The organism is Salmonella sp. NW722, from assembly GCF_051702785.1.
Classification (GTDB): Bacteria; Pseudomonadota; Gammaproteobacteria; order Enterobacterales; family Enterobacteriaceae; genus Salmonella; species Salmonella enterica.
Map to the genome: position 1 here is coordinate 108388 of NZ_JAMMIN010000005.1, position 26589 is coordinate 134976.

Sequence of the window (26589 nt, forward strand, 5' to 3'; positions counted from 1 at the left end):
CAGCGTTACAAAAAAAACTGTCTGGTTATGTAGGTATTTAGGGTAATAACAATTATTTTAAGTTTTAAGGGTATCCATTTTATTTTTATATTAAAATAAAGATGACGACGTTTTGTTAAAAGCGTCGCCATAAAAATGAATATATACTTTCAGAAAATCTGCTATTAATTCATATGGTTAATAGCAGTATTGTGTTTGCTATCTTCAGGAGGCATTCTGAAGATACTTATTCGCGATATTTTCTATAGTTAGCTGAAATTGTTGTGGCGTCGGCATCGTCCCCTTATTAAACAGCGGCGTAACCTCTTTCATAACGATCTTCTCAGCATACGCTTTAAAAGACACCTGCTGATTATGATTTATAAACATATGCGGATATTTAATGCTCGCGGCAGCAATGAGGGGGACGACAAAAGGATTCGCCCCTGCCCCACCTGGAGTAAATACGCCGTTTTTTATCTCCCCAGGTAGCCCCGCATTCTGCGCAGCCTCTCCTATCTCTTTCAGAAAGGGGGTAATACTGACCCCTTTACTGATGAGTAATTTACAACAGTGATCTTTATTATTACTGTACACGGCTGATAACATGGCTTCGCATGTCTGACGAGCATAGGCCGGATCTTTACTCGCATTACCTTTGATATCCAGGCTATTGAGCTTTTGCAGCATAAAATCTTTAACAGTTTTACTGGTTAATACTGCCCTACCCTCAGAGGCGCTCCCACGATGAAAATGGCTAGTCGGTATGTCTGTTTGCAGATGCAGGCTCAAGCGATCTGACAGACTCGTCGACAGGCTGATAAAGCTATTTCTAACGGCAGTAATACTTTTTGCAAAAACGTCCTTATCCGTTGTTTTTTCTTTTACTGGTTCAACGTCACTTCTATGGATTCTGTAGTGCTGGGTGGATAGGGTTATATTAGTCACGGTAGTTCTCCTTTTAGATAACTATGCATAGCTACACTTTATTTATATTTCTTGCTTTCAAAAAATAGCCACCTTCTCCACAACCATTCTTACTCATTGATCTGTATAAATTTTATTTTCCTGATGAATTTTGTTCTTCTGTCACTTAGCCTGTTTTTTTTCGGCGCAAGGTGATCGACTTTTATCGAGGAACATTTTTATCGGGACAATCCTGAACAGGCAAAACATCACTTCAATTCAACTGCTGCGTCACAAAAAACATTCATGAATATTATTATTTATGCTGATGTTGTTACGATTTTGCCCCCATTCAAACACTGACTGTCAGTTATCCTGCCTGCAGGTTAGCCGCTTTTTCAAAACCTATAAAGTCGCCACGCCAAACCTCTCCACCACTGTAATCCTTATCTAAATATCAATTAATTAACTGATTTTTATATATTATGACTTTTCATGGCGTTCAGAAAAACTACAAATGAAATGGATTGACGCATCTATTAGTGGTCAAAAAAACGCGCTACGAGAAATAATCAGTAACAATTGCAACACTATTCCAATCATAACGTAAACTATATGATACCAGTCGATTATTATTGCTTTTAGGTAACATCTTTGTATAGCCGCTTTTAAGCAACAATACTCTAACACAACATTCAACATTATAACTTACAATAGGTTAACAAATGGAATTACAGCTTATGCTTAACCACTTTTTCGAGCGCGTCAGAAAGGATGCAAATTTCAACGCATTTCTAATCGATCTGGAATATAATAATATCGCTTATTACATCTATTTTGTTGCTACCGGTAATGTGAAAATTATCACTCATGCAGGCCACTTCATTTCTATTAAAAGCAATAGAAAGCTGATTAAAGTCAATTCAACACCAAATACGCAATTAATAAAATTGACTTCAGCTAAACACTTTTCGGGCGAGCATTCCTATGAAAAATACTGTACCGATCTGGCAACAGCAGGCGTTTTTAAATGGATTGTGGAATTAAACCAAAAAACTCGACAATACTGGTCGAAAGACAACCAATTATTATATATAGAAAATGTGGTCATGCCGCTTTAACAAGCCAGGGTAATAATAGCGTCAGTCGTGACATTCGGCGTGTTACGACTGCGGGTTATCCATTTGAGACCATGATGAGAGTCTGACTACGAGAGTTATCCTGTGCAGTCCGACCGACGCAGCAACGTTTGACACGATGCTCGACAACAGCATCTCTTGGATCAGGAGAAATGATATTCAAAGCGATATCGACTAAAAGCTCAAAATATTTGCCTGCTATTTATATTCTATCTAATTAATACCCTCCAGGAAGTGTGGCATAATTGCAGAATCTGTCAGGATTCCGGGAACATACCGGAGCGTAATCGAAAAACCATCTGGAGATGTATGAGCAAGGATGAAATCAGTTATCAAATTCTTTACCGGTACTCTCTGGAAAAGCTGTACAGTACTCTTACCAGAAGAGTAGATAACGTGCTGTCATTCGCCCTCGTTTTTCTCGGGGTCGGCGTCACCATAAACGTCGGGAGTCCCTTTATTCTGGGGCCAGGCATTGTGGGTATCGCCATACTAAAAAGAGTACTCCGCTTCGGCACGCGATCAGCACAGGCCGATCGGCAGTCCCGCGCCTGGCTGAAACTTTTTAATACTCAGCACCGCTTTCCTTCAGATAAAACTCTGTTCCTTGCCTTCACATCGCTTGAGCAAGACGCGAGCGAAGCATGGTCCATGCTTATTGGTCCTGCCATCGTCATGACTGAGACCGCCCTCAGAAAAACGCCCATTGAGCCATTAACGGCGGGTGAAAAACTCTGCGCATTTTTGAGTGGCGCGACGAAATCCCAGCCAGCAGATCGCAATTGACCTGTCTTCTAAACGCCTACGCCATACCACAGAGATTTAGTATAAAATTAATTAATGGAGTACTAACGCTGTCAGCAGGTTTCTCTGAGTGAAAGATTCGTATTATACGCACAGCCCAGTTTACAGTTTATATAACAGCGCTATATGTTTTTGTATCCGTACCATGCCGCCTACAAGCGGCTGTCTGAGTACCTCTAGCCGTGCCAGGGGCGAAGGGCAATTAGTTAAACGCCATCCCAACCCTCCCCTTAGCAATTATTTTTTTATCATTTCATGGTAGAGAGAATGTATTTCTCCAAGCGAATGAAATACCGGTAAATGTAAGTACGCTCTTTTACCTTGCCCATGATACCACAGTCCCAGCACACACTTTCCAGCACTCATCAATTTCAGTGACACGCTATCATCTCCACCAAGAATAATCGCCATAAATACTTGCTCGCGCCATAAAAAATGCTTTATTGTGATAACCTACAAGTCGAGTATTTCAGCAGCATAACGCTGTTTGGCTAAAAAGATATAAATCCTTTCGGCAATTGAAGAGACCGTGATATGAAATTCTCTCAACTGCTGCAATAACAATTTTCGTCTAACCGGAGACAAAGGAATACTTCCAGAGTCGGCATATGTTGTATCTTTAACATTTCAGTGCTCAACACGACTGATAGCCAGACTACTCCAGTAGACAGTGTTAGCTGTAGTAGTTTCATACTATGTTCAGTGCTGCGAAGTACATGGCGACTATCGTGATGACCATCACAATTAAAGAAATATGCCGCTTCACCGATGAAACTTTATTGCATTTGAGCCTGGACAGTTTAAAACATTAGAATTAATAACCTTACATTTGATTTTGTAGCAGTATTTAATCCTGTTTTCGTTTCGGTCTGAACACAGACTTGAAATTATCATTCATGATATTGAGCTCTCCCGCAAAATAAAAGACACATTTCATCAATAATATTATAAAATATTTCACAATCATGGTAAACACTTACAAACAAGACATTCGACATGTTAGTTTTTTAAAAGTGCTTCTTTCATGATTACTCTTAAATCACAATCATAAACGTTTATCGTATCGATCTATTTTTTGTTGTTTTGATTCAAATTCACTATTATTATCAATGAATTATATTAAATGTCGGCGTCCTGGGAGGGGGCCAGACACTTTGGTGGTGTGGCTTTTATTATTGATACCCGCTTTACATGAACGTCTCTCATTAATATTTTCAGACCTATCTTCAGCCTGTGATCAATAATTCTCATTCGCTCAAATGACATTATCTATGCGTAATAAAATAATGCTTACCCTAGCGACTGTCGGTATGATATATGGCGCGTCGACTTTTACTGCTGGCGCTATTGCCACCACTGACGCTGGCGGGAGGGCGATGACCTCAGTGTCTCAGCCATTGATGCGTCGGGCAGCATTGTGCCGGACAGCGAGAGCATCAAAGTAGACCAGGGTCTCAGCAGCAGGCAAGTCCTCGAGTTCGGTTTCAGTTATTATCAATCTTACCGGGTATTTATTCGAGGGCCTCGGAAGTACTTCAGGCGCGGGTGCCGCCACTATTCAACAGTGGCCATGACATTCCCGAGTGTTCTGCCCCCACTGGACGGTCATTTGGCTAAAGGAGAAATAGCAAATACTGCAAGCAATTCTGTTACTAATGTGGCTATTCAGCTTCTGACAGGTGATGGCGTTAATCCTGTGGACCTGAGCAAGGCACCTACAGCAGGTGATATTACGCTGGATACCTATTCGGCGACTAATAAGCTGAATTTCTTTGCACGTATGATAACCGCTGGAGGATCAATCTCCCAAGGCACTGTCGGCACCACAGTCATCTATAATCAGAAACATTTCTGATACGGCCCACAAGCCGATATTTATTTCAGATATTAATAAACAGTTTCGCTGTCCATTTATCTGGTATGTCCGGACGCCAGAATTGTTTATTTCTTCAGTGATGCGCTGTTATTTCACGGAACGGTTTAAATCAGCAGCGGCGGATTTTCATTTATACAGGCAACACGGATAGCGGCTTATACCATGAAACTGAATCGGCCTACACTGCTAATTACTCTGAATATACTGACGTTGCCAGTAGAGACGACGGAGTTCAGCGCCGATTCTCTTAAAAACAGTGACCACCTCAGTGTGGATTTATCCGCCTTCAGCCGGGATGGTTATATTGCGCCAGGGGTTTACCTGCTTGATATTTACGTGAATGACAGACTCATTTACAATCAATAAAAAGTCAGTGTGGTGGAGATTAGCGACGAGCACTCACGGTTCTGCATCATCTCTGCACTGGCAGACATGCTCGGGTTAAAAGAGGAGAACCGCCGACTACTCGGGCCCGTCCGGCAGTGTCTGAAACTGAACACTACGCATGGTAAAGTAACATACAGCCCGGATAACCAATCTCTGTTAGTCACTCTGCCCCAAGTCTGGATAGAATACCAGAATCTGGCTTGAGTACCCCGGCCCGCTGAAGTGATGGTGTCACAGCCGCCCTGCTGAGCTATAACCTGATGACGAACCTGTGGTCTACATTCCACTGGTATTGGCATCTGAAGCTGCACGCGAAAGATCTGGCTGGAAAATGGCATAGCCATTCATAGTCTCAGCCAAGCATGTACTGCAATTGACCCTGCAGATCTCGTCAATTTTGAATCTCTGGCTGTCGCTTGCATATGCTGGGTTCTCCTTAGCCCCCTCGTTCCTAAGTTTGTAATGCAGAGACGGTTTTTATGTTTGTAAATTTTCTGGCGCGATGGTTTTGCTCACAAGTGGTAAGTTGTTTTTCTTTTCCAGTGTAATATGTTAAATTTCTCGCACTGATTAATTCACTTTTTGTACGACATGCACAATCTAACGCCAGAATTATTGCAAACTCCATCTGTAAGAAGCAACAGAGACAGAAGTCTTGATATAGCCAAGGGAATTATGATGCTGTCTGTTGTTGCTGGACACATTGCAAATTTCCCATTTGGGGAGGTATACTATTACTATCAAGTTGCCGGATTTTTTCTGCTATCGGGTTATTTCTTTCATTACGACAAGTATGCTGACAGATTTAGTAAATTTTTAAAAAGCAGATCAAAGCTTATTTGTCAGTACCTTATTTATTCTGCGATAATCATATCGGCGCATAATTTACTTACTGAGTTTGGGTTACAACCTACAAATTACATTTATTACTCACCTACTGATTATGTCACAGCATTTATACGGTCTATAACAATACCATCTGAAGCACTGGCAGGTGCAATGTGGTTCATACCAGTATTGATTTTAATGCAGTTTGTTTTTTATTGGCTAAATAGAGTGGTTAAAGAAAATAAACTGCTAATTGGATCTTCAGTTTTAATTTTATTCTTCATTGGTTGGTGGATTGTAAAAAGTAATGCAATTGCTAATAATCCCTACATAAACACTCACATTCCAAACGCACAATACTTTGTCTATTTGCCGTTTTTCTACATAGGCTATATATTTAAAAAATTTGGATTCAAATCCTTGAGCAGCATAAATGCTATGCTGCCAGCGCTAATCGTCATAGTCCTTAGTTACATTGTAATACGGCCAACTATGTATTTATACGGAAGCATTGATCCGTATTGCTTTATCTTTTTATCGCTTATTAGCATTTCTCTCGTAATTGGTATTTCTTACCACATAAAATCTAACATACTCGTTAGATTTTTCACAACAATAGGCGAGAATACAGTACACATCCTCGCTATGCACTTCTTCTTTTTCAAGATAGCAACTCTTCTATTAACCATTGTAGGGCTCAAGCAAATTGATGATCTTCATCGCATTGACGGCCCATCTAATGGGTCAATCATTGAAACAATAACATATCTTTCATTCGGTATAGTTTTCCCATTAGTTCTTGTATCCTTAGTAAGGAAGATAAGAAGTAAGATTTTTGTAAATAAATATTCTCCGGCATAGCCGGAGGTTTTTCAGATGCGTCTGTAAGGCTATCTTACCCGCAGCCCCTAACAGGCGCATACGATCTAACATTTACATTAAGCTTCGTTACTTACGGCCCGTAAACGGACTGCCCGGATTAGGAGAAATGATTCTGGCAGAAGTAAGCACGCGTCATGTTGCAGAATTTCTTGAGCTATGGATCGCGGAAGGTAAAAACACGATGGCGGGGGCGACGAGGTCTGTACTATCTGACATGTTTTGTGAAGCTGTTGTAGAAGGAAGAATAACACTGAATCCGGTTGAAAAAGCCAAGGTACCAAAAATTGAAGTTGCAAGGGAGCGCTTGCGAATAGAGGTTTATAATGCTACACGAGCATATGCCTTCATGGTTCCCTCTCGCGATGGATTTAGCACTCGTTACAGGTCAACGTAGGGAGGATATCGTAAACATGAAATTTAATGATGTTTTTGACAACCGCTTATACGTAACTCAAATTAAAACCGGAATGAAAATAGCTATTCCCCTATCCCTGACCCTTGAGGTGCCAGGGTTACGTCCGGGAACGGTTATCGATCGCTGCCGGCTGGTAAGCAGAACCGATTTCATGATCAGTGCAGGAATCAGGAAAAATAGCCCGACCGGGAATATTCACCCGGATGGGCTCACAAAGAAATTTGTAAAAGCCAGAAAAATTTCAGGTGTTAAATTCAGTGATAACCCACCGACATTTCACGAGATCCGTAGCCTGGCTGGTCGGCTGTACAAAGACGAACGCGGCGAGGAATTCGCTCAAAAACTACTGGGCCACACCTCAGAGAACACCACGAAACCCTATCTCGATGAACGCAATAATAAAGCTTACGTGATGCTCTGATTTTACTGTAAAAGAAATGTTAACCCGGATTTGGATGTGATCTAACCAAAAAGACCGGAATACAGAAATTTGAGGAAATTTCGAAGGGAAACACATAACCCATTGATTTACAATGGAAATAAAAAGAGACCGAATTCGATTCCTGTTCTCGCCAAAAATAAAAATTCACTTTAAATTCATATAGTTAAACAAAAAACCACTATTTTATCGTCTGAAATACGTTCCGTTGCGTTCTAATAGATTCAATTAGTTATCACTTTTTCCGTTTTAATTCGGGCAGATTTCGGGCAAGTTTTCCTCTTATTATTAGCTCTCCTGACCGCATGAATAATAACGTTTTTTTAACGAATAACGATTTCGTTCTTAACTAGCTATGGAGTTTTATAAGTTCACCAGATGTCACATCCCACACTCGACATCTTTAGCTAGCACGCTAATCTATAATCTGAGAAAATGTTAAACACTTGCCGCTTGTGACAAAAAACAGATTTTAAGCGAAAAAGCGAGGGCCTGCTGTTAAATATACCAATGATTCAGGCAGCTATCATTATACCGGGACACTGCAAGAATCCACTTTATTGCTTGTATTCTATTGAGTTTTCCGCAACTTCTTCGAACTAACCACCGTCATCCTACCGCCAGGTAGTGAGGTACTGCAAACCAGCTAGTTCATTGAGCACATCGCTGCGGCCATCATCAGTGTAAAAGTCGAAAGGTTCGCATACCCCAATAAGTACATAGCAAGAATATTAATAGCTAACGAAGTTGTGAGTTGGTTCATGTTTTTTATCTGTTACGTATGAAATAAGAATTATCTGCAATGTTAATACGAAGTGTCAGGCGCAGTCGCCTCGTTGAGTAAAAACTCAACAAGATTTACGGAGTTACAATGATCGATAAATTAGTGCTTACGGTTACACCAATTTTCTCCATACCACCGCGTGGTGCAGCCGCAGTAGAGATATGGATGTACCAAGTTGCACGGCAAACAAAAACTACCAAACAGAATCGCTTGTATTAAGAATGAAGGTTATAGTGATTTTTTAAAGGTAAATGACCATTGTTCTGTTCATCGCATAGGTTTCAGAAAACTCTATAAGCGCCTCTTTCAGAAGTGGACTCGCCTTGACCCGCTCCCCTACTCACAGCGCATTCTGAATATTGCAAAAGACTTTAACGTTACCGATGATAGTGTAATCATCGTTCATAACAGCATAAAGCTGTACCGCCAGATCCGCAAAAGAGCCCCAAAGGCAAAAATGGTTATGCATATGCATAATGCTTTCGAACCTGATGGGTTAGATCAAAAAGTTAAAACGATCGTCCCCAGCATGATTTTGAAGAAGCATTATCAGGCGTACCTGCCGAATGCTGATATCGCTATCGTCCCTAATGGTATTGACCTGGAGGCCTATCAGAAAAACGTTGTACCACTGCAAAAGTCTGACCTGGGAATAACTCCGGAGAAAAAAACGATTTTCTTTGCAGGCCTTATATCACCGGATAAGGGAGTGACTTTGCTTTTACAGGCGTTCGAACAACTCCTCAAGGAACGCAACGATATAGAGTTAGTTGTCGTTGGTAACTATATGAGTAAAAGTAAAGGTGAAAAAGCAACCTATCAGCGTGAGGTGCGGGAATTAGCAAAACGGCTAAAACCACACTGTCATATGGTTGAAGGTGTAACGCCTGAAGAGATATACAATTACTATTCGTTAGCAGTTCTGGTTGTTATTCCCTTTCAATTCCAGGAACCGTTCTGCATGGTTGCAATTGAAGCAATGGGGCAGGAAAGCCTGTACTGGTCAGTACACGCGGCGGGATGACTGAGCTCGTAAAAGAGGGGGATACCGGCTTCCATTTGCAGGAGCCAATGACCCCAGAGACCATTGCCAGGGACATTAATAAAGCGCTGGCATCCCCTGATTTAAACAATATTGCCTTACATGGACAACGTTGTGTGGAAGAGAAATTCCCGTGAGAAAAAGTAACCCAGCGGTTTGAGGAAGTGGTTAATAACTGGTTTAGATAATTAATGCGCATTAGCTCAAATGTGAGCTGACATATCTATGGCACAGCGCCAAACCTAATCTGACTGTCCGCCCTGTGCCAGAAGCGGACGCTGAACATGGTGTGTACAGGCCAACAATACGATATATTTTAAAGCTACCTGATTGCAGCTTTCATAAGGCTATGGGTATTCAAATGCAGCAAAGCTATAAACCGGGCTTAATTAAATAATGCCTTTGCGAACCTACTTTAGGAAAGTCCGGTAGCGACATTTGAAGTATATAACCCTGTTTTTCATAAAAAGGGAGAGCCTGGAAGCTAAAGGTATCTACAAGTCCATGAACACAGCCTTTCCGCAAACCTTCTTTTTCGGCCATATCCATAAGTTTGCTTCCCAGACCGTTGCTCCTTGCAGATTCACTTACCCAAAGATAGTCGATGCAGAGCCACGGACCTTTTCTGTCAGCAATTAATCCGCCTACCATTTCGCCGCTTTCGTTTCTGCAGTAGACCCCAAGCTGCCCATTTTTACTAAAATCGACGAACTGAGCATTGTAGCTTCTTAATCCGGCTAATAGTTCTTCTTTATCAAATTCAGTAACTTGATGTGTAATTTGAATGTCCATACATATCCAATTGAACAAGTTTGCATTTGGAATATAACGTTATAAATAAGTTAATTAAATGTATCAATAGAAAGTTTATTTTTACTCCTGCGGGACAGGTCACGTCCGCTACTCGCTTAAAGCAAACTGTCAGTTGGAGTCTGAGCTGGTACAATTAATGTGCCACTGGTTAGAAATCAGTAATACGATTTTATCAGGCTGATGCTCTGGCCTGTCAGGATTTGAGGTATCCACCCGGTTTACCAGCCCCCTGTATTTGGCACCAGTGGAACCCACTTCCCGATCCAGGATATCCAGTACCCACCACCGAACCTTTTTCCCCAAAAGACATGAGCAACCTCAAGCGCCTTGTCTGGATGATAACCACGGTATGAAGTTTGATAACGCGTGGAATCAGGGCGTTTGGTACGCTCTCCGTTCAGCAACTGGACGCCCTTCTCCCCAGCCTTTCAGCGTTGAAAATTTGCCAGCGCTGGGTGAAAAGTGTAGGCGAATTATGAAAATCACTTCTGCCGTTTATACTTCGAAAAGACGTTATCAAAAAAGTGGTTCGCAAGCGCGGAGTTATTAAACCTTTACTTAACGAAAGACGCTTTAAGTTGCTTGAATTGCAGCAGAAAGAAAACGACGGCTTGCTGATGCTGGACAAATTAAGCAAGCATGGCATCAATGGACTGATACGCCGTCAATAAAAGGAAGGGTGCATGGACGATCCCGTCACATCACCAATCACAACAGAAGAGCACAAAACAACATTTCACAGCGTAAAGGATAAAACACGATGCCATTTTCAATCAAACACATATGTTCAGGCCCCAAAGGACACTACCCAGAAATCTCCGGACCTATACAGAACAAGCCAGTACCGAGGAATTGCACACTGACCTCAACAACATGCGATATACAGAGCTATACAGTATTCAGCAGATGGTCCTGCAGTTATGAAATGCGCCCACCCGGTGCAGAAGAAAGAACCCCACGACTAAAACTTTCAGCAACGGAGCTCTTATGGCTATCTAAAACAATAGAAACAGAGAGGTGCAACACAAAAGAATGAGCCTGTCAGTAATTCTGTGTAACTGCCCAGTTATTAAAGGTGATCGTTCAGGCGGTCACCGAATTCGATAATAAAACGGCTCATCGCCAGCCGCCAGTTCTGGATCGGCCTACTCCATTTTTTCGACGCATACTTGATTGCCAGATAAATAACTTTTCGTACTGAGTCATCCGTCGGGAACACCTTGCGTTTCTTAATCGCGGCACGGATCACGCAGTTCAGGGATTCGATTGCGTTTGTCGTATAGATGGCCTTGCGGATATCCGGCGGATAACTGAAGAGCGTATTGAGGTTTTCCCGGTGCGCACGCCAGCTTTTGCTGATTTGCGGATATTTATCGTCCCGGACTTTCGCGAACGCATCCATCGCCATCAGTACCGCATCTTCGGCCGGGCCTGAGGCCGCTGGTGGCGGCTTTGTAGTCTTTCCAGGACACGTATTTCAGGCTGTTACGCACCATATGAATGATGCACAGCTGGATATGGGGCTGCGGGAAGACGCTGTTTATCGCACCCGGGAAGCCCTTCAGACCATCCACACAGGCAATCAGGATGTCCTGAACATCAGGACGAAGCAGGTCTTCATAGCGGGTGGTGTACCGAGGCGAAAGCATTTCTCGCTTCATAGCCCACTGTTGCGGCATCCCCTGCCCGGCGAAGTACAACGTCCCCCATTCGCCTGGCGCGGTGAATATCATGTTCAGTTAAGGCGCTAGATAGCTACCCAGCATCTCCTCCACAAGAGGTCGCAGGCCATCCAAAAATGTCTTTTTCGCGCTCTCCATCGCTCTTGCTCCGATAGTGCGCTCTGCATCGGTATTACCGACAAGCCCAAACGGTCTCAGCTCTGTGTCAGACAGCATCCGGTACGTTTCCTCATAATCCGATATTTGCTTTTCACGAAGCGCGTTAACGCGTTCCGGCGCTTTGCGCTCCAGCACGCTGTATAACGGCCCCCACTGCAGTATCCACTCCCTGAGCTCGCTTTTTTCAGCGGCTTTCACCTGAAGCTCCGCAGCCTGAAGGTCTGAAACCGTCACGCCGGATACGCCAAAGAAACGCATTTCTGCCGTCACGCTGGTCAGCCCGAGTGCTTTCTTCAGCTTATTCTGATACGCCAGATAGACTTCAACATCATCGGCCAAGGCCAGCGTTCCGGCCTTTTCCCGGGCAATCTGTTCCAGTTTTTCCAGACGGAACATCTCACGCCCCGTGGCAACCAGCGCCGCGAGATTGTTATCGTATTGCCCTTTTTCTGCATCATGTACCAGTTGTACGTTCTTCATCTGGTGCAGAGCAAGTGTGACCCGATCCTGGCAGCTTGCTGTTGCCTCTGTTGCCATGGCAAAGGTTTTTGCTCTCAGCGCCTCATCTTCAGCCAGTTGTACCAGCCAGGACGATATCTGTGCCTTAAACCCCGCGTCCTTCATGAAGTTTTCCGTCTCACTCAGTCTGTCCAGGAAGAGGCTGAAGGCAGCAGCGTTATCTTCCTGTCCGAACATATGCCATCTGTCTGCAGGAGCCGGTTCGCCCTCCCGGGCAGGCACCAGCCAGCCAGCGGCCGCCAGGTGCAGTGCCCGGGCTTCCCGGGGGGCTGAGGCTCCCGCCATATCGAATAGTATCCTGGGGCCTGAATAGCCTGGCGCGCTGGTGATCTCCCGCAGCGCCTGCAGAGTGCGTTCAGACAGAGGATTGCCTTCCAGATTTACGCTTGCCTCTGAAGACAGACCCGTGATGCTTTCCGGCAGGCGGGTCAGTTGGTTATTGCGGGCATACAACCGTTGTAGGCCTGACGGCAGCGCCGGCAGGCGGGTCAACTGTGGGTTAGCATCAACCGACAGCGTCTGCAGTCCTTCCGGCAACGGCGGCAGGCGGGCCAGTTGTGGATTGCGCTCGAGCGTCAGCAACTCCAGTCCTGCCGGCAACAGCGGCAGGCTGGTCAGTTGATTATCTGATACCGACAGCACCTGTAGTCCTGCCGGCAACGGCGGCAGGCTGGTCAGTTGGTTACCTGCTACCAACAGCCTCCGTAGTCCTGCCGGCAACGGCGGCAGGCGGGTCAGTTGATTACCTGCTACCGACAGCATCTGTAGTCCTGCCGGCAACGGCGGCAGGCTGGTCAGTTGGTTACGTGCTACCAACAGCATCTGTAGTCCTGCCGGCAACGGCGGCAGGCTGGTCAGTTGGTTACCTGCTACCGACAGCGTCTGTAGTCCTGCCGGCAACGGCGGCAGACTGGTCAGTTGGTTACCTGATACCGTCAGCACCACCAGTCCTGCCGGCAATGGCGGCAGGCTGGTCAGTTGGTTATCTTCGACAGTAAGCACCTCCAGTCCTGACGGCAACGGCGGCAGGCTGGTCAGTTGGTTATCTTCGACAGTAAGCACCTCCAGTCCTGACGGCAGCGTCGGCAGGCTGGTCAGATAATTATTATGAGGAATAACCAATGTTGTTATATGCGCTGGTAAACGGTCTGGTAAGGCGGTAAGGCCTGACTCTCCCACATTAAGCTCTCGACTGCCGTTATTCAGGCAGGTACATATTCTCTGTACCGTCGCAGCACGACCGCGTAACTCTTCTGCTGGCGCAGCCCCCTTCCATTCTGACCAGACAGCATCATACTCTGCTGGTGTCTGTGGAGCCGCCGGAGCCGGAAGGGGGGATACCTGGAGTGTCCCGGATGCCCCTTCCGCATGTTCTGTACATTCCTCTCCCTGTTCTATGTCCATGGTGAAGCGATATGTTTCATTGTGCCCCTGGCAATTCACGGTATAGTTCCCGGCGTCATCAAGGGTGACCGACAATATCTCCTGGTTGTCTGCATCCAGGATACAGAAGTGGCTTTCCCCGTGGCGGCCGGAGTGAATGCTTTCCTCGTATCCGGCATACACGAGCATCCTGAGCTGTTCAAATCTGCTGACCACATCCTCCCGCGTCGTTCCGACCGAAGGGTGGCAAATCGTCCAGATACATTCCTGCGCTTCAGTCTGGTGCGTTGAGCAGAAAAACTCCTTAATTTTTTCCCATAAGCTCATTTCAGGCGGGGTTGCAGATTGGGCTATACAGTTAATACGAAGGTTAGTGATTGTGGCGGGAAGACATCCGCTTCCAACATGCAAGGGCATAATAAAAAACCTTTATAAATTTACACATAATGTCTGTCTGGCGGACATCCTCTTTCCCTGGTCTTAATTTCACAATAAGGTTATCGACGGATTCATGGTCGTCCTGCCATGGCGGGCTTCAGTAGGTGCAGAAGAAAAATCCGTTATGATGACCGGATGGCGGGACTGTCATTTTGCAGCTAAAGGTGTCGATTTTTTCAGGGGCGCTTTCTACGATGACCAGATCATCCGGCATCAGCGCCCGGGCGTTCAATTTTGGCAGGCAGATCCCTGACCCTTGAGGTGCCAGGGTTACGTCCGGGAACGGTTATCGATCGCTGCCGGCTGGTAAGCAGAACTGATTTCATGATCAGTGCAGGAATCAGGAAAAATAGCCCGACCGGGAATATTCACCCGGATGGGCTGACAAAGAAATTTGTAAAAGCAAGAAAAGCCTCCGGCGTTAACTTCAGCAATAATCCACCGACATTTCACGAGATCCGAAGTCTGGCCGGGCGGCTGTACAAAAACGAGCACGGCGAGGTGTTCGCCCAAAAACTCCTGGGCCACACATCAGCGAACACCACGAAACTCTATCTCGATGAGCGTGATGATAAAGCTTATATGATGCTCTAATACTCCAATTTTCCTTGTGAGATAAATGTTAAATTTAATTTGATTGTGATATAACCAAAAAGACCGGAATACAGAAATTCGGACAAATTTCGGACATTTTCGGACAAGCGTTTTTAATTGTTTGATTTGTAAGGAAAATAAAAAGAGACCGAATACGATTCCTGTATTCGGTCCAGGGAAATGGCTCTTGGGAGAGAGCCGTGCGCTAAAAGTTGGCATTAATGCAGGCTAAATCGCCTTGCCCTTTAAGAATAGATGACGACGCCAGGTTTTCCAGTTTGTGACGAAGGTGATTGAAAAAACCTGGCGTTTTGTCTGTCATCAGAGATAAAAAAACCGTAAGCCTTTTCGTGAAGGTTTACGGTTTTTTATTAAAAATCAGTCAGCTATTGGATGGATCACAAAGCTTTTGCGCACGTTCGATAAACGGCGCCAGACTCATTTTCTCACCGGGCTTCGCCGGGTTATCGATTTGAATGACGGCAATAGACTGAGCGCGCGTTTTACCCTCCGCTACTTGCTGTTCGGCAATAGCATTCAAGGGATACTGCACCAGCGTACTGGGGTTGATCACATAGAGCGCCTGGCCAGGCCGACAGGTCAACATGACCTCTTCCCGATTAAACGCCCACTTGTCTTTTCCTACTTCAAAACGACTTACGGTAATCACCTGCGGCGCCGCCAACGCTACGCCCGAAGTGGCCAGCAGAAGCGCCGGAAGGAGTATTTTTTTCATTCGTTATGCCAGTCCATCAGAAAGGTTCGAGGGTTGCAAACAGGCTGACGATCGCCAGAACTATGCCTCCAACTCCCCATTCAATTTGCGTCATCCTGACAAACCATAGGTCAGTCCGGGGATTTTCCTGTCGCATACGTGGTACGAGAACATACCGATTCGTCAGCGCAATTGCTACCATAAGCACCACCAGCGCACATTTTAACAAAAGCAACTGTCCATAGGTGGTCTGCCAGATAGCGGTAAATCCCGTGATAAATAGCGTGTTGCCAATGCCTGTGAGCAATACGCCCGCCACAAAAAAGTGACCATAACGAGAAAAACGCATCATGGCGCTAATAGCATGTTGACGCCAGCGTCCCTGAGCCATGCGCATACAATAAACCACTGGCAACAGCCCACCAAACCAGGCTGCGGCACAGAGTAAATGCAGAGCATGGTTAATCTGCTGTAATGTTCCCGCTACACCGTCGCGCATCGTCGCATGTCCAACGCCTGCCAGCAGGATAAACTGAGCAACGGTTAGAATAAGAAGCCGTCGTTGCATTTTTACCGGCGCAATGACTACCACCACCAGCGTGACCAGCGCGAGGATAATTTGCCATATCCAGACCGCGCCAAAGCGGGTTTGCAGTACCGCGCCCCACACCGAGACGGAAAAAACATCGGGCCAGCCGCCGCCCATCAGTCCGCCCTGAATCGCCAGCATGAAAGCCGCGCTGATAACGCTCCAGGCGGCGGCATGTCGTTGCAGATGTAAAAATCGACGCGTCATTAAACGACGAATTGGTGCGGGTGACAGCCAGGCGCCGTAAAGCGCGCAGCCGTAGACCAGCATCAAACTAGCAAAATGAATAAATCGGAGAGTTATCCAGACGAATGTCAGCATCATTTATTTCACGCTGAAGGTGTATTTCCCTTTTGTTTTATGTCCATCCACCGACACAACGTGCCAGTCTACCGTGTAAGCGCCAGATTTTAACGGCTGCTCAAGCGGGATAATCAACTGCGTTTTATCCTGTTCATTTCGCTTTGCCGGGCGCGTTTTGATGAGCTCTTGCTGAGGGCCAGTAATGGTTGCGCCGCTGAACCCTGGCTCAATCCCTTCAGAAAAGTTCAGGGTCAGCGCCTGTGGCGAGGCCGTAACGGCAGCATTCGCCGCTGGATACTGATGCGTCAGGTGCGCATGTGCCCAGGCCGCTGGCGTCGCAAATGTCGATGCCAGCAGCAGTAAAGCTAAACGTCGCGATGGTGCAGAAGAAGCCATATTCACTATTCCTTTTTGTTATACCTACGTTACAAAGAATAACCTTCAACAATCAATGAGTCGAGGATCATCATTTCCATCTTGCCATTACCGCGGACTCTTAGTACCTTCTGGCGGCAACAAAAAAGGAGACGCGTATGAAAACGAATCTGGCTCAGCTTGAACAAGCGGAAATGGATAAAGTCAATGTGGACCTGGCGGCAGCCGGGGTGGCATTTAAAGAGCGCTACAATATGCCAGTTGTCGCGGAGGCGGTCGAACGTGAGCAGCCAGAGCATCTACGCGCCTGGTTTCGCGAGCGGCTGATTGCCCATCGTCTGGCTTCCGTATCACTATCCCGACTCCCTTACGAACCCAAAGTTAAATAAAAATTATATAACGTTACACTTCCTTACATGCAGACGACTACATTATAAGGCGATTCTTAACCTATGCTTTCTAGAATGGCTGTAGAGACTATGAAAAGGAAGTCATTATGTCCTCCTGGAAAATTGCTGCTGCGCAGTATGCGCCCCTGAACGCCTCGCCGGCGGAGCATGTCGCCCATCATCTGGAATATATTGAGCTTGCGGCTCGTCAACAGTGCGAACTGCTGGTCTTTCCGTCACTGTCGCTATTAGGCTGCGACGAAAGGAATAAATCGTTGCCCGCCCCGCCTGACGAGGCGCTTTTACAGCCGCTCACTCATGCGGCCGATACCCACCATATGACTATCATTGTGGGTATGCCTGTTGAGCATAACTGCCGCTTCGTAAAAGGCATCGCTATTTTTGCCCCATGGCTAACGTCGCCGCTCATGTTTCACAAAAGTCATGGCGCCTGTATTGCCAGGCAGCGAAGCGCTATCAACGTGGTGGATGAGCAGCCAGAAGGTGGTGATATAGATCCCTCATTTACGTTATTCACAACCAGTCAATGTCTTAACGAACCTGAACTCCATGCTTCTACCTCACGCTTACAACGTTTTTCGCATAAATATGCGCTGGCCGTACTGATGGCCAATGCCTGTGGCAGTAGCGCGCTGTGGGATGAAAGCGGGCAACTTATTGTTCGTGCCGATTGCGGTTCGCTATTACTGACGGGTCTGCGCACAACCGAGGGTTGGCAAGGCGATATCATTCCATTACGCTAAGGTCTTTCGGTGAGGAATGAATCATGTTGCGGATTATAGACACGGAAACCTGCGGGCTGCAGGGCGGGATCGTAGAGATAGCCTCTGTTGATGTCATTGATGGCAACATTGTCAATCCCATGAGTCACCTGATACGCCCCGATCGCCCTATTACGCCGCAGGCGATGGCGATACACCGTATTACCGAAGCCATGGTCGCCGATAAGCCGTGGATTGAAGATGTCATACCGCTTTATTACGGTAGTGAGTGGTATGTCGCTCACAATGCCAGTTTTGACAGACGCGTATTACCTGAATTGCCGGGTGAGTGGATCTGTACCATGAAGTTGTCGCGACGCCTGTGGCCGGGAATAAAATACAGCAATATGGCGCTCTATAAATCGCGTAAACTAAGCGTACAAACGCCGCCGGGGCTGCATCATCACCGGGCGCTTTATGATTGCTATATCACCGCCGCCTTGCTGATTGATATTATGCGAACCACCGGCTGGACCGCGGAAGAAATGGTCAATATCACGGGCCGTCCTGCGCTGTTAACCACTTTCCCGTTCGGTAAATACCGCGGTAAGGCGGTATCTGAAGTCGCAAAACGCGATCCGGGCTATTTACGCTGGCTTTTTAATAACCTTGATAATATGAGCCCGGAACTTCGCCTGACGCTTAAACACTACCTGGAAGATGTTCAGGCTGGCGAGCAACGCAGCAATGGAACACCACAATAACCCGCGACGCTCACAAGCCGTTGCGGGCGCGCATCTATGCGCTATGTAAGGTTCCCTGCGCCAGGCCGATTAAAAAGGCGAACTCCAGCGCGACGCCTTCGTAGGATTTAAACCGCCCCGACTTACCACCGTGCCCGGAGTCCATATCCGTACATAACAGCAGCAGACGTTGGTCCGTTTTTAGCTCGCGTAATTTTGCCACCCACTTCGCCGGCTCCCAGTATTGCACCTGGGAATCGTGCAATCCTGTCGTCACCAGCAGGTGCGGATAGTCCTGCGCTTTGACATTGTCATAAGGACTATAGCTTTTCATATAGTCATAATACTTAATATCCTGCGGGTTCCCCCACTCTTCAAACTCTCCTGTCGTTAGTGGGATCGACTCATCCAGCATCGTGGTTAATACATCAACAAAGGGTACCTGGGCAATAACGCCGTGGAAAAGCTCGGGGCGTTCGTTGATAGCGACGCCCATTAGCATTCCGCCCGCACTCCCGCCCATCCCATAACACAGCGACGGCGAACCGTAACCCAGTTTTAATAAGGCATCGCAGGCATCAAGATAGTCATTAAAAGTATTCCGCTTTTTGAGGAATTTACCATCTTCATACCACTGCTGCCCCAGCTCACCGCCGCCGCGAACGTGTACGATTGCGTAAACAAAACCACGATCCAGCAAGCTCAGTCGGCTGCTGCTGAAGTCGGCGTCAATACTGGAACCGTAAGATCCGTAGCCGTAAATCAGAAGCGGATTTTGCCCTTTACGAAAATACTTCTGATGATAAACCAGCGATACCGGCACTTCGACACCGTCGCGTGCGGTGATCCACAGGTGTTCGCTCTGATAACAGCCAGAATCAAACCCAGGCACTTCCGTCTGTTTAAGTACCCGTCGCTCTCCGGTATCCATATCCAGTTCAAACAAGGTATCTGGCGTCGTCATTGAAGAATAGCCGTAACGCAGCCGGGAGGTCTCAGGTTCGGGATTATAGGCAAGCCAAGTCACGTAAGCCGGATCGTCAAAGGCGATGCCTATCACTTCACGGGTTTTACGGTTAATTTGCCGCAGGCTGGTAAGCCCCCGTTGACGCTCTTCGACCACTAACCAGTCGGTAAACAGGGTAAACCCTTCCAGCATAATATGCTCGCGCGGAGGGATCAGCTCTTCCCAGGCGTTTTCATTGCGCACGCGGGTACGGTACAACCCAAAGTTTTTACCGTTCCGGTTAGAGCGCAGGTAAAACTTATGTTGATAGTGATCGAGACTATATTCATGGTCTTTGCGGCGCGGTAAAAATGAAAACGGCTCGGCATCGGCCAGTTCCGCGTCAAGTAACAGCACTTCGCTAGTGGTGGCGCTGGCAAGATGAATCACCACATAATGCTGCGAAGTGGTTTTATGCAGGCTGACATAAAAGGTATCGTCTTTCTCTTCATATACCAGTTCATCTTGCGATGACGGAGTGCCAATCGTGTGTCGCCAAACCTGATAGGGCAGCAGCGTCTTCTTATGCTTACGCACATAGTAAAGGGTCAGGGAATCATTGGCCCAGACAAATTCAGGCGCAACGTTATCCAGCAGTTCCGGATACCAGTTACCGCTTTCGAGGTTACGAAAACGCAACCCATACTGACGACGGGATAAATAATCTTCCGCCAGCGCCATGATGGTATTATCCGGCGTAATGGCAAGTCCGCCGAGCGTATAAAATTCGCTGTGCGCGGCCCGCTGGTTCGCATCGAGCAAGGTTTCCCACACATCCCACTCTTCGCTTAACGCCGATTGTCGTTGATAGATGGCATATTCGCAGCCGGGTTCATAGATATAACGGTAGCGATAGCCGTTTTTCACATACGGAGCGGAAACTTCTCTGGGCGGGATGCGATCGATAATTTCTTTTAGAATGCGGTCCTGTAACGCCTGCTGAGAGGACATGACCTTCCGGCCATACTCATTTTCCTGATGCAGGTAATCAAGGACTTCCGGCTGCGAGCGAGTGTCATCTCGCAGCCAGTAATAATTATCAATGCGCGTATCGCCATGTACGGTCATGGCATAGGGAATTCGATTGGCTTTTGGCAACATGTCGTTTTTTCTTTTGCGTTAATATTTGTTATATATCACGCGGCAAACACAGCGGCGTAGCATGGTAGTCCCGGTCGCTCACCTCGGTAAGCGCCTGAGATGTCACTGCTTCGCCGCTATCCTGCAACATGAATGACGTAAACTATCCATCCTATAAGGGTGGCAAAAGACACGCATGATGCAAGCGAAACATGTTACTTAATGGCAGGTTATCAGCCTGGTAGCGCCTGTTTTTGCTGCTGCAAGTCCTGCTCGATACCGTCCCGAACCTCCTGAGGAATTTTTAGCGCGTCTCCTAACGCATTCAGATAGCTACGTTCCATAAAGTGGTCAATATCAATGGCGGCGCAGCTCAGGAAGTAGATTTCCAGGGCTTCTTCTTCATTGCGAACGCCCTGTGCCAGACGTTGTGGATCAAGCGGCTGCTCAATAGCTTTCTCGATAAACACACGCCCTTGCTCTTCAACACCTGATTCTCGCAGTTGGTGCTCAATCGCCGCGCGTTCTTTGGCATCAATATGCCCATCGCTTTTTGCAGCAAAAACCAGCGCCAGGATCAGTCGCTCAGTGCGAACATCCAGCGGCGTACTTTGGCTGCCGAATTGCGGCTCCCCCTGATGCGCAGCGCGTACTTTATCTTTGTACTTATTCCACAATACGGAACCCGCTACCGCGCCGCCGCCCACCAGCAAAGCGCCAGTACCGTATTTGGTTAATAATTTGCGCGAAGACTTATTGGCGACCAACAGTCCAGCCAGACCGCCCAGCGCGCCGGGAACCAGCAGTTTATTTAACCCCTGTTCACCGGAAGACGATGCGGAAGCGCCTTTTTGCCCAAGAAGTGATTGTAATTGGTTCAACCAGTTAGCCATAGTACCCCTCAAATACAGACCAATAATGGTCAAGCGTACCTGAGGGGATGTCAGGAATTGTCTGTTCCGGCAAAAGAAGCGCAAATTACGCTGCTAGCGGGGCTTATATTCCGCCTTGCCGGCTTTGCAATCAACGATGACCTGATAATGAATATCGGCGCTTTTACCGCGAACAGTTAGCGGAACTGTCCATTTATCATTTTGACCCACAACGTCCTGCACATTAACCCACGCGACCGGGTCAGCCTGCCCGACCTTTTTTTGGTCGTCTGCCCACCGCACGATACGATTTTGCTGGTAGTCGCGCTTCACGCTTGCCGCAATCCCGGCGGCATCCAGCCCTTCGCACTGCGGAAACTTAACCGATTTACTCTCGGTGGATGCCGCAAATGCCGATACGCTGGCGGATAACAACAGCAGGCTCAACAACGCTCCTCTTTTATTCATACTTTTCTCCTTAGCACAATGATTCAGGAAAAGCATGGTACAAAACGCCGGGAGCGCAAGTGTGGGTTCAGGCGGCTTGCTTTTTCGTTTTACTCGCGGCGTCCTTTTCAACCGCCTGCGGAGAAGGCAACTTACCGGTTTTGAGGATCGTGCTTAACACCTCTTTATGTTCCGCCAGCCACAGCGACAACGCCTCGCGCTGCCCATCTTCCAGCACGACTGGCGACTGCTCAAGCCAGGTATCAAGAAGATCGGCAGTATCGAGCATTTTGTCCCAGGCGTCGGCTTCCTTTTTACTGGTAAATGACATCTTCTCCTCACCCTCGCGAATGACTACGTATTTAACTTCAACCGCCATTTTGCAGCCCCTTATTTACCTGTGTTTATATACAGTATATTGCAAGACAGCAAGAAAAGCAATCTATTCGAAAAGACATACGCAAACGTTTTCGTATATACTGCGCGCAGGTAAATAAGGGGACAGAAATATGACGCTATTAGGCACTGCGCTGCGTCCGGCAGCAACGCGGGTGATGTTATTAGGGGCAGGAGAATTAGGAAAAGAGGTGGCGATTGAATGCCAACGCCTGGGGATCGAGGTTATCGCCGTCGATCGCTATCCTGATGCTCCCGCCATGCATGTGGCTCACCGTTCACACGTCATTAATATGCTGGACGGCGAGGCGCTACGTCATGTGATTACAGAGGAAAAACCGCATTATATCGTGCCGGAAATAGAAGCGATCGCCACCGATACGCTGCGCGAGCTGGAGGGCGAAGGGCTGAATGTCGTGCCTTGCGCCCGTGCAACGCAGCTCACGATGAACCGCGAAGGGATCCGTCGCCTGGCCGCAGAAGAATTAGGTCTGCCGACATCGACGTATCGCTTTGCCGACAGTGAGGCCAGTTTTCATGATGCGGTAGCCGCAGTGGGTTTTCCTTGCATCGTCAAACCGGTCATGAGCTCTTCCGGCAAAGGCCAGAGCTTTATCCGCTCGGCCGAACAGCTCGCGCAGGCATGGGAGTATGCTCAACAGGGCGGACGCGCTGGCGCGGGTCGCGTGATTGTGGAAGGCGTGGTTAAATTTGATTTTGAAATTACGTTGCTCACCGTTAGCGCCGTCGATGGCGTGCATTTCTGCGCGCCGGTCGGTCATCGTCAGCAAGATGGTGACTATCGCGAATCCTGGCAGCCACAGCAGATGAGCGAACTGGCGCTGAAGCGGGCGCAAGAGATTGCCCGTCATGTGGTACTGGCGTTAGGCGGTCATGGCCTGTTCGGCGTTGAACTCTTCGTCTGTGGCGATGAAGTCATTTTCAGCGAAGTATCCCCTCGCCCGCACGATACCGGAATGGTCACGTTGATTTCTCAGGATCTCTCTGAGTTTGCGCTGCATGTGCGCGCCTTTCTGGGAATGCCCGTAGGCGCTATTCGCCAGTATGGTCCCGCTGCCTCGGCCGTGATTCTGCCGCAGCTTACCAGTCGAAATGTGACGTTTGATAATGTACACGCGGCGGTAGGAGCCGGAGTGCAGGTACGGCTGTTTGGTAAGCCTGAGATCGACGGCAGCCGTCGTCTTGGTGTAACGTTAGCGACAGGTGAAAACGTTGAAGAAGCGGTGATAAGAGCGAAAAAGGCCGCCAGCCGCGTGACGGTAAAAGGCTAATGCGCCATCGCCTGATGGCGACGTTAGCGCATTTTTATCAGACCTGCCTGATCGCCACTCGTAAGCCCGATAAGCAAGCGCCATCGGGCATTTAACGGCTTACTGCTTTGCGCCTTCTACCGCTTCGCGCGCCAGTTTGGTGATGCGATCGTAATCACCCGCTTCCAGCGCGTCGGCCGGCACCAGCCAGGAACCGCCGATGCACAACACGCTTTTCAGCGCCAGATAGTCACGATAGTTTGCCGGAGAGATGCCGCCGGTTGGGCAGAAACGTACCTGAGAGAACGGACCGGCAATCGCCTGCAACGCTTTAGTGCCGCCATTCGCTTCCGCCGGGAAGAATTTGAACTCTTTCAGACCATAGTCCATGCCCAACATCAGTTCAGAAACGGTGCTAATACCGGGAATCAATGGGATAGTGCCTGCCGTCGCGGCTTTCAGCAGTGGCTCAGTCAGTCCCGGGCTAATCGCAAACTGCGCGCCCGCTTCCGTCACCTCCGCCAACTGCTGCGGATTGAGAACGGTTCCGGCGCCGACAATCGCTTCCGGTACTTCTTTAGCGATAGCGCGAATAGCATCCATCGCGCAGGCCGTACGTAAAGTCACTTCCAGAACGCGAACGCCCCCGGCCACCAGCGCTTTAGCCATCGGCACCGCGTGCTCCAGTTTATTGACTACAATGACCGGGACAACCGGGCCGGTGGTCAGGATTGCTTCTGCACTTGTTTTCCAGTTTTTCATCGGAATTCTTCTCTCGCCTGATTACTAGTGTGTCATCTTAAAAAGTGATACAGGTTGCGCCCTGCTCCGCACCCGACAGCTTTTCGCGCAGCGCGCCAAACAACTCACGCCCCGTTCCGACGCGCGACGCGCTCAGGTCCGGAATATGAGGCTGACGAGCGGCAAGTTCCGCCTCGTCGACCAGCAGAGTTAACTCACCTGTCTGCCCATTCACGCGAATGATGTCGCCATCGCGCACTTTTGCCAGTAAGCCGCCATCGTAGGCTTCCGGCGTTACGTGGATAGCTGAAGGCACTTTACCCGAAGCGCCTGAAAGTCGTCCATCAGTAACTAACGCGATTTTGAAACGGCGGTCCAATAATACACCAAGTGGCGGCATGAGTTTATGTAATTCTGGCATTCCATTCGCTTTTGGTCCCTGATGACGCACGACAACGACACAATCCCGGTCAAGCAGGCCCGCGTCAAACGCAGGCAGCACATCATGCTGACTTTCAAATACCATGGCAGGCGCTTCAATGATCTGGTTTTCAACCGGTACCGCAGACGTCTTCATTACTGCGCGTCCCAGATTACCGCTTAGCACCTTAGTACCGCCGTGAGGAGAGAACGGCTTATCAAAAGAGGCAATGACATCGTTATCCAGTGACCTTTCCGCGCCTTCACGCCAGTCCAGCTCGCCGTTGTTGAGCCAGGGCTCCAGCGTATAGCGTTTCAGGCCGAAGCCTGCGACAGTATTAACGTCTTCGTGCAGCAATCCGGCATTGAGCAGCTCACGCATCAATACCGGTACGCCGCCCGCCGCCTGGAAGTGGTTAATGTCCGCCGGACCGTTCGGGTACAGACGTGCCATCAACGGAACCACTTCCGACAAATCCGAGAAGTCATCCCAGTTGATCAGAATGCCCGCCGCGCGCGCCATTGCAACCAGATGCATGGTGTGGTTGGTGGAGCCGCCGGTAGCCAGCAGCGCGACAATGCCGTTCACCACGACTTTTTCGTCGATCATTTTACCGAGTGGCATCCACGTATTGCCGTTGCCGGTAAGACGTGTTACCTGACGTGCGGCAGCGGCAGTCAATGCCTCGCGCAGCGGCGCATCCGGATGCACAAACGAAGAACCCGGCAACTGCATTCCCATAAACTCCACCACCATCTGGTTGGTGTTGGCGGTGCCGTAAAATGTACAGGTGCCCGGCGCATGGTAAGAGGCGGCTTCTGACTCCAGCAGCGCCATTCTGTCTACTTTTCCTTCCGCATATAGCTGACGAATACGGACTTTTTCTTTATTCGGCAGGCCGCTCGCCATCGGGCCTGACGGAACAAAAATCGCGGGTAAATGACCAAAAGAGAGCGCGGCCATCGCCAGCCCCGGAACGATTTTGTCGCATACGCCGAGGAATAACGCGCCGTCAAACATATTGTGAGAGAGGCCTACTGCTGCCGACATCGCTATCACTTCGCGGCTGAGTAATGACAACTCCATGCCATCCTGACCTTGCGTAACGCCATCGCACATTGCCGGTACGCCGCCTGCGACCTGACCTACCGCATTCACGGAATGCAGGGCCTGACGAATAATCTGCGGATAATGTTCATACGGTTGATGCGCAGAGAGCATGTCATTGTAGGAGGTAATAATGGCGATATTATTGCGCAACATACTTTTCAGCGAGGCTTTGTCCTCTGGCTGACAGGCGGCGAAGCCATGCGCCAGGTTGCCGCAGGCCAGTTGAGATCGGTGGACCGTGGCGGTTTTCGCCTGCTCAATGCGGGCAAGATAGGCTTTTCGGGTCTGCTGCGAGCGTTCGACAATGCGCTGTGTTACGCGTAACAAATTAGGATTCATA

The 26589-nt window shown here is 48.1% G+C and carries 23 protein-coding genes and 6 pseudogenes; 14 read left to right on the forward strand and 15 right to left on the reverse strand.

What is annotated here, in order from left to right; genetic code table 11:
• Nucleotides 1-204 precede the first annotated feature (204 nt).
• Nucleotides 205-927, reverse strand: a complete 723-nt coding sequence (gene sopE2 / locus NA330_RS13465; protein WP_023241949.1) for an SPI-1 type III secretion system guanine nucleotide exchange factor SopE2 — start codon at nt 925-927, stop codon at nt 205-207.
• Between the two features lie 683 nt (nt 928-1610).
• Here sopE2 and NA330_RS13470 point away from each other — a divergent pair.
• Nucleotides 1611-2006, forward strand: a complete 396-nt coding sequence (locus NA330_RS13470) for a DUF1398 domain-containing protein (RefSeq protein ID WP_000422887.1) — start codon at nt 1611-1613, stop codon at nt 2004-2006.
• Nucleotides 2007-2333: 327 nt separating this feature from the next.
• On the forward strand, nt 2334-2810 hold the full coding sequence (locus NA330_RS13475; protein ID WP_023241948.1) for a hypothetical protein: 477 nt from the start codon (nt 2334-2336) through the stop codon (nt 2808-2810).
• A 255-nt stretch (nt 2811-3065) separates the two neighbouring features.
• On the opposite strand, the gene NA330_RS13480 is transcribed toward NA330_RS13475, so the two are convergent.
• Nucleotides 3066-3239 carry a CZB domain-containing protein gene (locus NA330_RS13480; RefSeq protein WP_001518512.1) on the reverse strand — a complete coding sequence of 58 codons (174 nt, stop codon included), beginning with the start codon at nt 3237-3239 and terminating at the stop codon, nt 3066-3068.
• A gap of 1198 nt (nt 3240-4437) precedes the next feature.
• Here NA330_RS13480 and NA330_RS13485 point away from each other — a divergent pair.
• From NA330_RS13485 to NA330_RS13505, 5 genes and pseudogenes are all read left to right on the forward strand, one after another.
• Nucleotides 4438-4683 (forward strand): hypothetical protein, encoded by a 246-nt coding sequence (locus NA330_RS13485; protein ID WP_001051755.1) that lies wholly within the window; start codon nt 4438-4440, stop codon nt 4681-4683.
• A gap of 183 nt (nt 4684-4866) precedes the next feature.
• A complete protein-coding gene (locus NA330_RS13490; protein WP_023241945.1) occupies nt 4867-5070 on the forward strand; it encodes a FimD/PapC N-terminal domain-containing protein in 204 nt (67 codons plus the stop codon).
• A gap of 612 nt (nt 5071-5682) precedes the next feature.
• The gene (locus NA330_RS13495) at nt 5683-6780 is read left to right on the forward strand and encodes an acyltransferase family protein (protein ID WP_223154448.1); all 1098 of its coding nucleotides are present in this window, start codon (nt 5683-5685) and stop codon (nt 6778-6780) included.
• Nucleotides 6781-6898: 118 nt separating this feature from the next.
• Nucleotides 6899-7637: pseudogene (locus NA330_RS13500) on the forward strand (tyrosine-type recombinase/integrase); the annotation flags it as partial.
• A gap of 889 nt (nt 7638-8526) precedes the next feature.
• A pseudogene (locus NA330_RS13505) lies at nt 8527-9618 on the forward strand (glycosyltransferase).
• A 235-nt stretch (nt 9619-9853) separates the two neighbouring features.
• Here NA330_RS13505 and NA330_RS13510 read toward each other — a convergent pair.
• Nucleotides 9854-10273 (reverse strand): GNAT family N-acetyltransferase, encoded by a 420-nt coding sequence (locus NA330_RS13510; protein ID WP_023137951.1) that lies wholly within the window; start codon nt 10271-10273, stop codon nt 9854-9856.
• A gap of 370 nt (nt 10274-10643) precedes the next feature.
• Between NA330_RS13510 and NA330_RS13515 the strand changes: the two are divergent.
• Together NA330_RS13515 and NA330_RS13520 are read left to right on the forward strand one after the other, a co-directional pair.
• Nucleotides 10644-10912: pseudogene (locus NA330_RS13515) on the forward strand (hypothetical protein).
• Nucleotides 10913-11077: 165 nt separating this feature from the next.
• Complete coding sequence (locus tag NA330_RS13520) at nt 11078-11218, forward strand: hypothetical protein (RefSeq protein WP_031608346.1); 141 nt, start codon at nt 11078-11080, stop codon at nt 11216-11218.
• Nucleotides 11219-11363: 145 nt separating this feature from the next.
• Here the strand turns inward: NA330_RS13520 and NA330_RS13525 are convergent.
• The 3 genes and pseudogenes from NA330_RS13525 to sspH3 all read right to left on the reverse strand — a co-directional run.
• Nucleotides 11364-11892: pseudogene (locus NA330_RS13525) on the reverse strand (transposase); the annotation flags it as partial.
• Nucleotides 11893-11898: 6 nt separating this feature from the next.
• Nucleotides 11899-12000: pseudogene (locus NA330_RS13530) on the reverse strand (DUF4113 domain-containing protein); the annotation flags it as partial.
• Between the two features lie 33 nt (nt 12001-12033).
• Complete coding sequence (gene sspH3, locus NA330_RS13535) at nt 12034-14454, reverse strand: type III secretion system effector SspH3 (RefSeq protein ID WP_024149240.1); 2421 nt, start codon at nt 14452-14454, stop codon at nt 12034-12036.
• 261 nt (nt 14455-14715) lie between these two features.
• On the opposite strand from sspH3, the pseudogene NA330_RS13540 reads away from it, so the two are divergent.
• Nucleotides 14716-15069, forward strand: a pseudogene (locus NA330_RS13540) (tyrosine-type recombinase/integrase); the annotation flags it as partial.
• Between the two features lie 382 nt (nt 15070-15451).
• Here the strand turns inward: NA330_RS13540 and NA330_RS13545 are convergent.
• The 3 genes from NA330_RS13545 to yobA are packed head-to-tail and all read right to left on the reverse strand — an operon-like array spanning nt 15452 to nt 17072.
• A complete protein-coding gene (locus tag NA330_RS13545; RefSeq protein ID WP_023241939.1) occupies nt 15452-15805 on the reverse strand; it encodes a YebY family protein in 354 nt (117 codons plus the stop codon).
• A 16-nt stretch (nt 15806-15821) separates the two neighbouring features.
• Complete coding sequence (gene copD, locus NA330_RS13550) at nt 15822-16697, reverse strand: copper homeostasis membrane protein CopD (RefSeq protein ID WP_000979700.1); 876 nt, start codon at nt 16695-16697, stop codon at nt 15822-15824.
• On the reverse strand, nt 16698-17072 hold the full coding sequence (yobA, locus tag NA330_RS13555; protein ID WP_000168393.1) for a CopC domain-containing protein YobA: 375 nt from the start codon (nt 17070-17072) through the stop codon (nt 16698-16700).
• A 137-nt stretch (nt 17073-17209) separates the two neighbouring features.
• On the opposite strand from yobA, the gene NA330_RS13560 reads away from it, so the two are divergent.
• The 3 genes from NA330_RS13560 (at nt 17210) to exoX (ending at nt 18926) form a co-directional block, all read left to right on the forward strand.
• Nucleotides 17210-17440 carry a DNA polymerase III subunit theta gene (locus NA330_RS13560; RefSeq protein ID WP_000856224.1) on the forward strand — a complete coding sequence of 77 codons (231 nt, stop codon included), beginning with the start codon at nt 17210-17212 and terminating at the stop codon, nt 17438-17440.
• Between the two features lie 107 nt (nt 17441-17547).
• A complete protein-coding gene (locus tag NA330_RS13565) occupies nt 17548-18204 on the forward strand; it encodes a carbon-nitrogen hydrolase family protein (RefSeq protein ID WP_000100257.1) in 657 nt (218 codons plus the stop codon).
• Between the two features lie 23 nt (nt 18205-18227).
• Nucleotides 18228-18926: an exodeoxyribonuclease X gene (gene exoX, locus NA330_RS13570; protein ID WP_000944282.1), complete on the forward strand. Its 699-nt coding sequence runs from the start codon at nt 18228-18230 to the stop codon at nt 18924-18926.
• 34 nt (nt 18927-18960) lie between these two features.
• Here the strand turns inward: exoX and ptrB are convergent, their stop codons facing one another.
• From ptrB to yebG, 4 genes are all read right to left on the reverse strand, one after another.
• Entirely contained in the window at nt 18961-21012 is a 2052-nt protein-coding gene (gene ptrB, locus NA330_RS13575) for an oligopeptidase B (protein ID WP_023241938.1), read from the reverse strand.
• A gap of 212 nt (nt 21013-21224) precedes the next feature.
• Entirely contained in the window at nt 21225-21884 is a 660-nt protein-coding gene (locus NA330_RS13580) for a tellurite resistance TerB family protein (RefSeq protein ID WP_000024715.1), read from the reverse strand.
• Between the two features lie 93 nt (nt 21885-21977).
• The gene (gene yebF / locus NA330_RS13585) at nt 21978-22331 is read right to left on the reverse strand and encodes a protein YebF (RefSeq protein ID WP_001042123.1); all 354 of its coding nucleotides are present in this window, start codon (nt 22329-22331) and stop codon (nt 21978-21980) included.
• 67 nt (nt 22332-22398) lie between these two features.
• A complete protein-coding gene (gene yebG, locus NA330_RS13590; RefSeq protein ID WP_000257723.1) occupies nt 22399-22689 on the reverse strand; it encodes a DNA damage-inducible protein YebG in 291 nt (96 codons plus the stop codon).
• Nucleotides 22690-22819: 130 nt separating this feature from the next.
• On the opposite strand from yebG, the gene purT reads away from it, so the two are divergent.
• A complete protein-coding gene (gene purT / locus NA330_RS13595) occupies nt 22820-23998 on the forward strand; it encodes a formate-dependent phosphoribosylglycinamide formyltransferase (RefSeq protein WP_023241937.1) in 1179 nt (392 codons plus the stop codon).
• Nucleotides 23999-24097: 99 nt separating this feature from the next.
• On the opposite strand, the gene kdgA is transcribed toward purT, so the two are convergent.
• Entirely contained in the window at nt 24098-24739 is a 642-nt protein-coding gene (gene kdgA, locus NA330_RS13600) for a bifunctional 4-hydroxy-2-oxoglutarate aldolase/2-dehydro-3-deoxy-phosphogluconate aldolase (protein ID WP_000800497.1), read from the reverse strand.
• Between the two features lie 37 nt (nt 24740-24776).
• The gene (gene edd / locus NA330_RS13605; protein ID WP_001069124.1) at nt 24777-26588 is read right to left on the reverse strand and encodes a phosphogluconate dehydratase; all 1812 of its coding nucleotides are present in this window, start codon (nt 26586-26588) and stop codon (nt 24777-24779) included.
• Nucleotide 26589: the final 1 nt, after the last annotated feature.

Excerpts from the sequence above, each read along its gene's own strand:
- copD (WP_000979700.1), bottom strand. The coding sequence starts at position 16,697 with ATGATGCTGACATTCGTCTGGATAACTCTCCGATTTATTCATTTTGCT.
- sspH3 (WP_024149240.1), bottom strand. The coding sequence starts at position 14,454 with ATGCCCTTGCATGTTGGAAGCGGATGTCTTCCCGCCACAATCACTAAC.
- NA330_RS13565 (WP_000100257.1), top strand. The coding sequence starts at position 17,548 with ATGTCCTCCTGGAAAATTGCTGCTGCGCAGTATGCGCCCCTGAACGCC.
- NA330_RS13480 (WP_001518512.1), bottom strand. The coding sequence starts at position 3,239 with ATGGCGATTATTCTTGGTGGAGATGATAGCGTGTCACTGAAATTGATG.
- NA330_RS13560 (WP_000856224.1), top strand. The coding sequence starts at position 17,210 with ATGAAAACGAATCTGGCTCAGCTTGAACAAGCGGAAATGGATAAAGTC.
- yebF (WP_001042123.1), bottom strand. The coding sequence starts at position 22,331 with ATGAATAAAAGAGGAGCGTTGTTGAGCCTGCTGTTGTTATCCGCCAGC.
- NA330_RS13475 (WP_023241948.1), top strand. The coding sequence starts at position 2,334 with ATGAGCAAGGATGAAATCAGTTATCAAATTCTTTACCGGTACTCTCTG.
- exoX (WP_000944282.1), top strand. The coding sequence starts at position 18,228 with ATGTTGCGGATTATAGACACGGAAACCTGCGGGCTGCAGGGCGGGATC.
- NA330_RS13510 (WP_023137951.1), bottom strand. The coding sequence starts at position 10,273 with ATGGACATTCAAATTACACATCAAGTTACTGAATTTGATAAAGAAGAA.
- edd (WP_001069124.1), bottom strand. The coding sequence starts at position 26,588 with ATGAATCCTAATTTGTTACGCGTAACACAGCGCATTGTCGAACGCTCG.
- NA330_RS13470 (WP_000422887.1), top strand. The coding sequence starts at position 1,611 with ATGGAATTACAGCTTATGCTTAACCACTTTTTCGAGCGCGTCAGAAAG.
- yobA (WP_000168393.1), bottom strand. The coding sequence starts at position 17,072 with ATGGCTTCTTCTGCACCATCGCGACGTTTAGCTTTACTGCTGCTGGCA.
- NA330_RS13545 (WP_023241939.1), bottom strand. The coding sequence starts at position 15,805 with ATGAAAAAAATACTCCTTCCGGCGCTTCTGCTGGCCACTTCGGGCGTA.
- yebG (WP_000257723.1), bottom strand. The coding sequence starts at position 22,689 with ATGGCGGTTGAAGTTAAATACGTAGTCATTCGCGAGGGTGAGGAGAAG.
- NA330_RS13490 (WP_023241945.1), top strand. The coding sequence starts at position 4,867 with ATGAAACTGAATCGGCCTACACTGCTAATTACTCTGAATATACTGACG.
- purT (WP_023241937.1), top strand. The coding sequence starts at position 22,820 with ATGACGCTATTAGGCACTGCGCTGCGTCCGGCAGCAACGCGGGTGATG.
- NA330_RS13495 (WP_223154448.1), top strand. The coding sequence starts at position 5,683 with ATGCACAATCTAACGCCAGAATTATTGCAAACTCCATCTGTAAGAAGC.
- kdgA (WP_000800497.1), bottom strand. The coding sequence starts at position 24,739 with ATGAAAAACTGGAAAACAAGTGCAGAAGCAATCCTGACCACCGGCCCG.
- NA330_RS13580 (WP_000024715.1), bottom strand. The coding sequence starts at position 21,884 with ATGGCTAACTGGTTGAACCAATTACAATCACTTCTTGGGCAAAAAGGC.
- NA330_RS13520 (WP_031608346.1), top strand. The coding sequence starts at position 11,078 with ATGTTCAGGCCCCAAAGGACACTACCCAGAAATCTCCGGACCTATACA.
- ptrB (WP_023241938.1), bottom strand. The coding sequence starts at position 21,012 with ATGTTGCCAAAAGCCAATCGAATTCCCTATGCCATGACCGTACATGGC.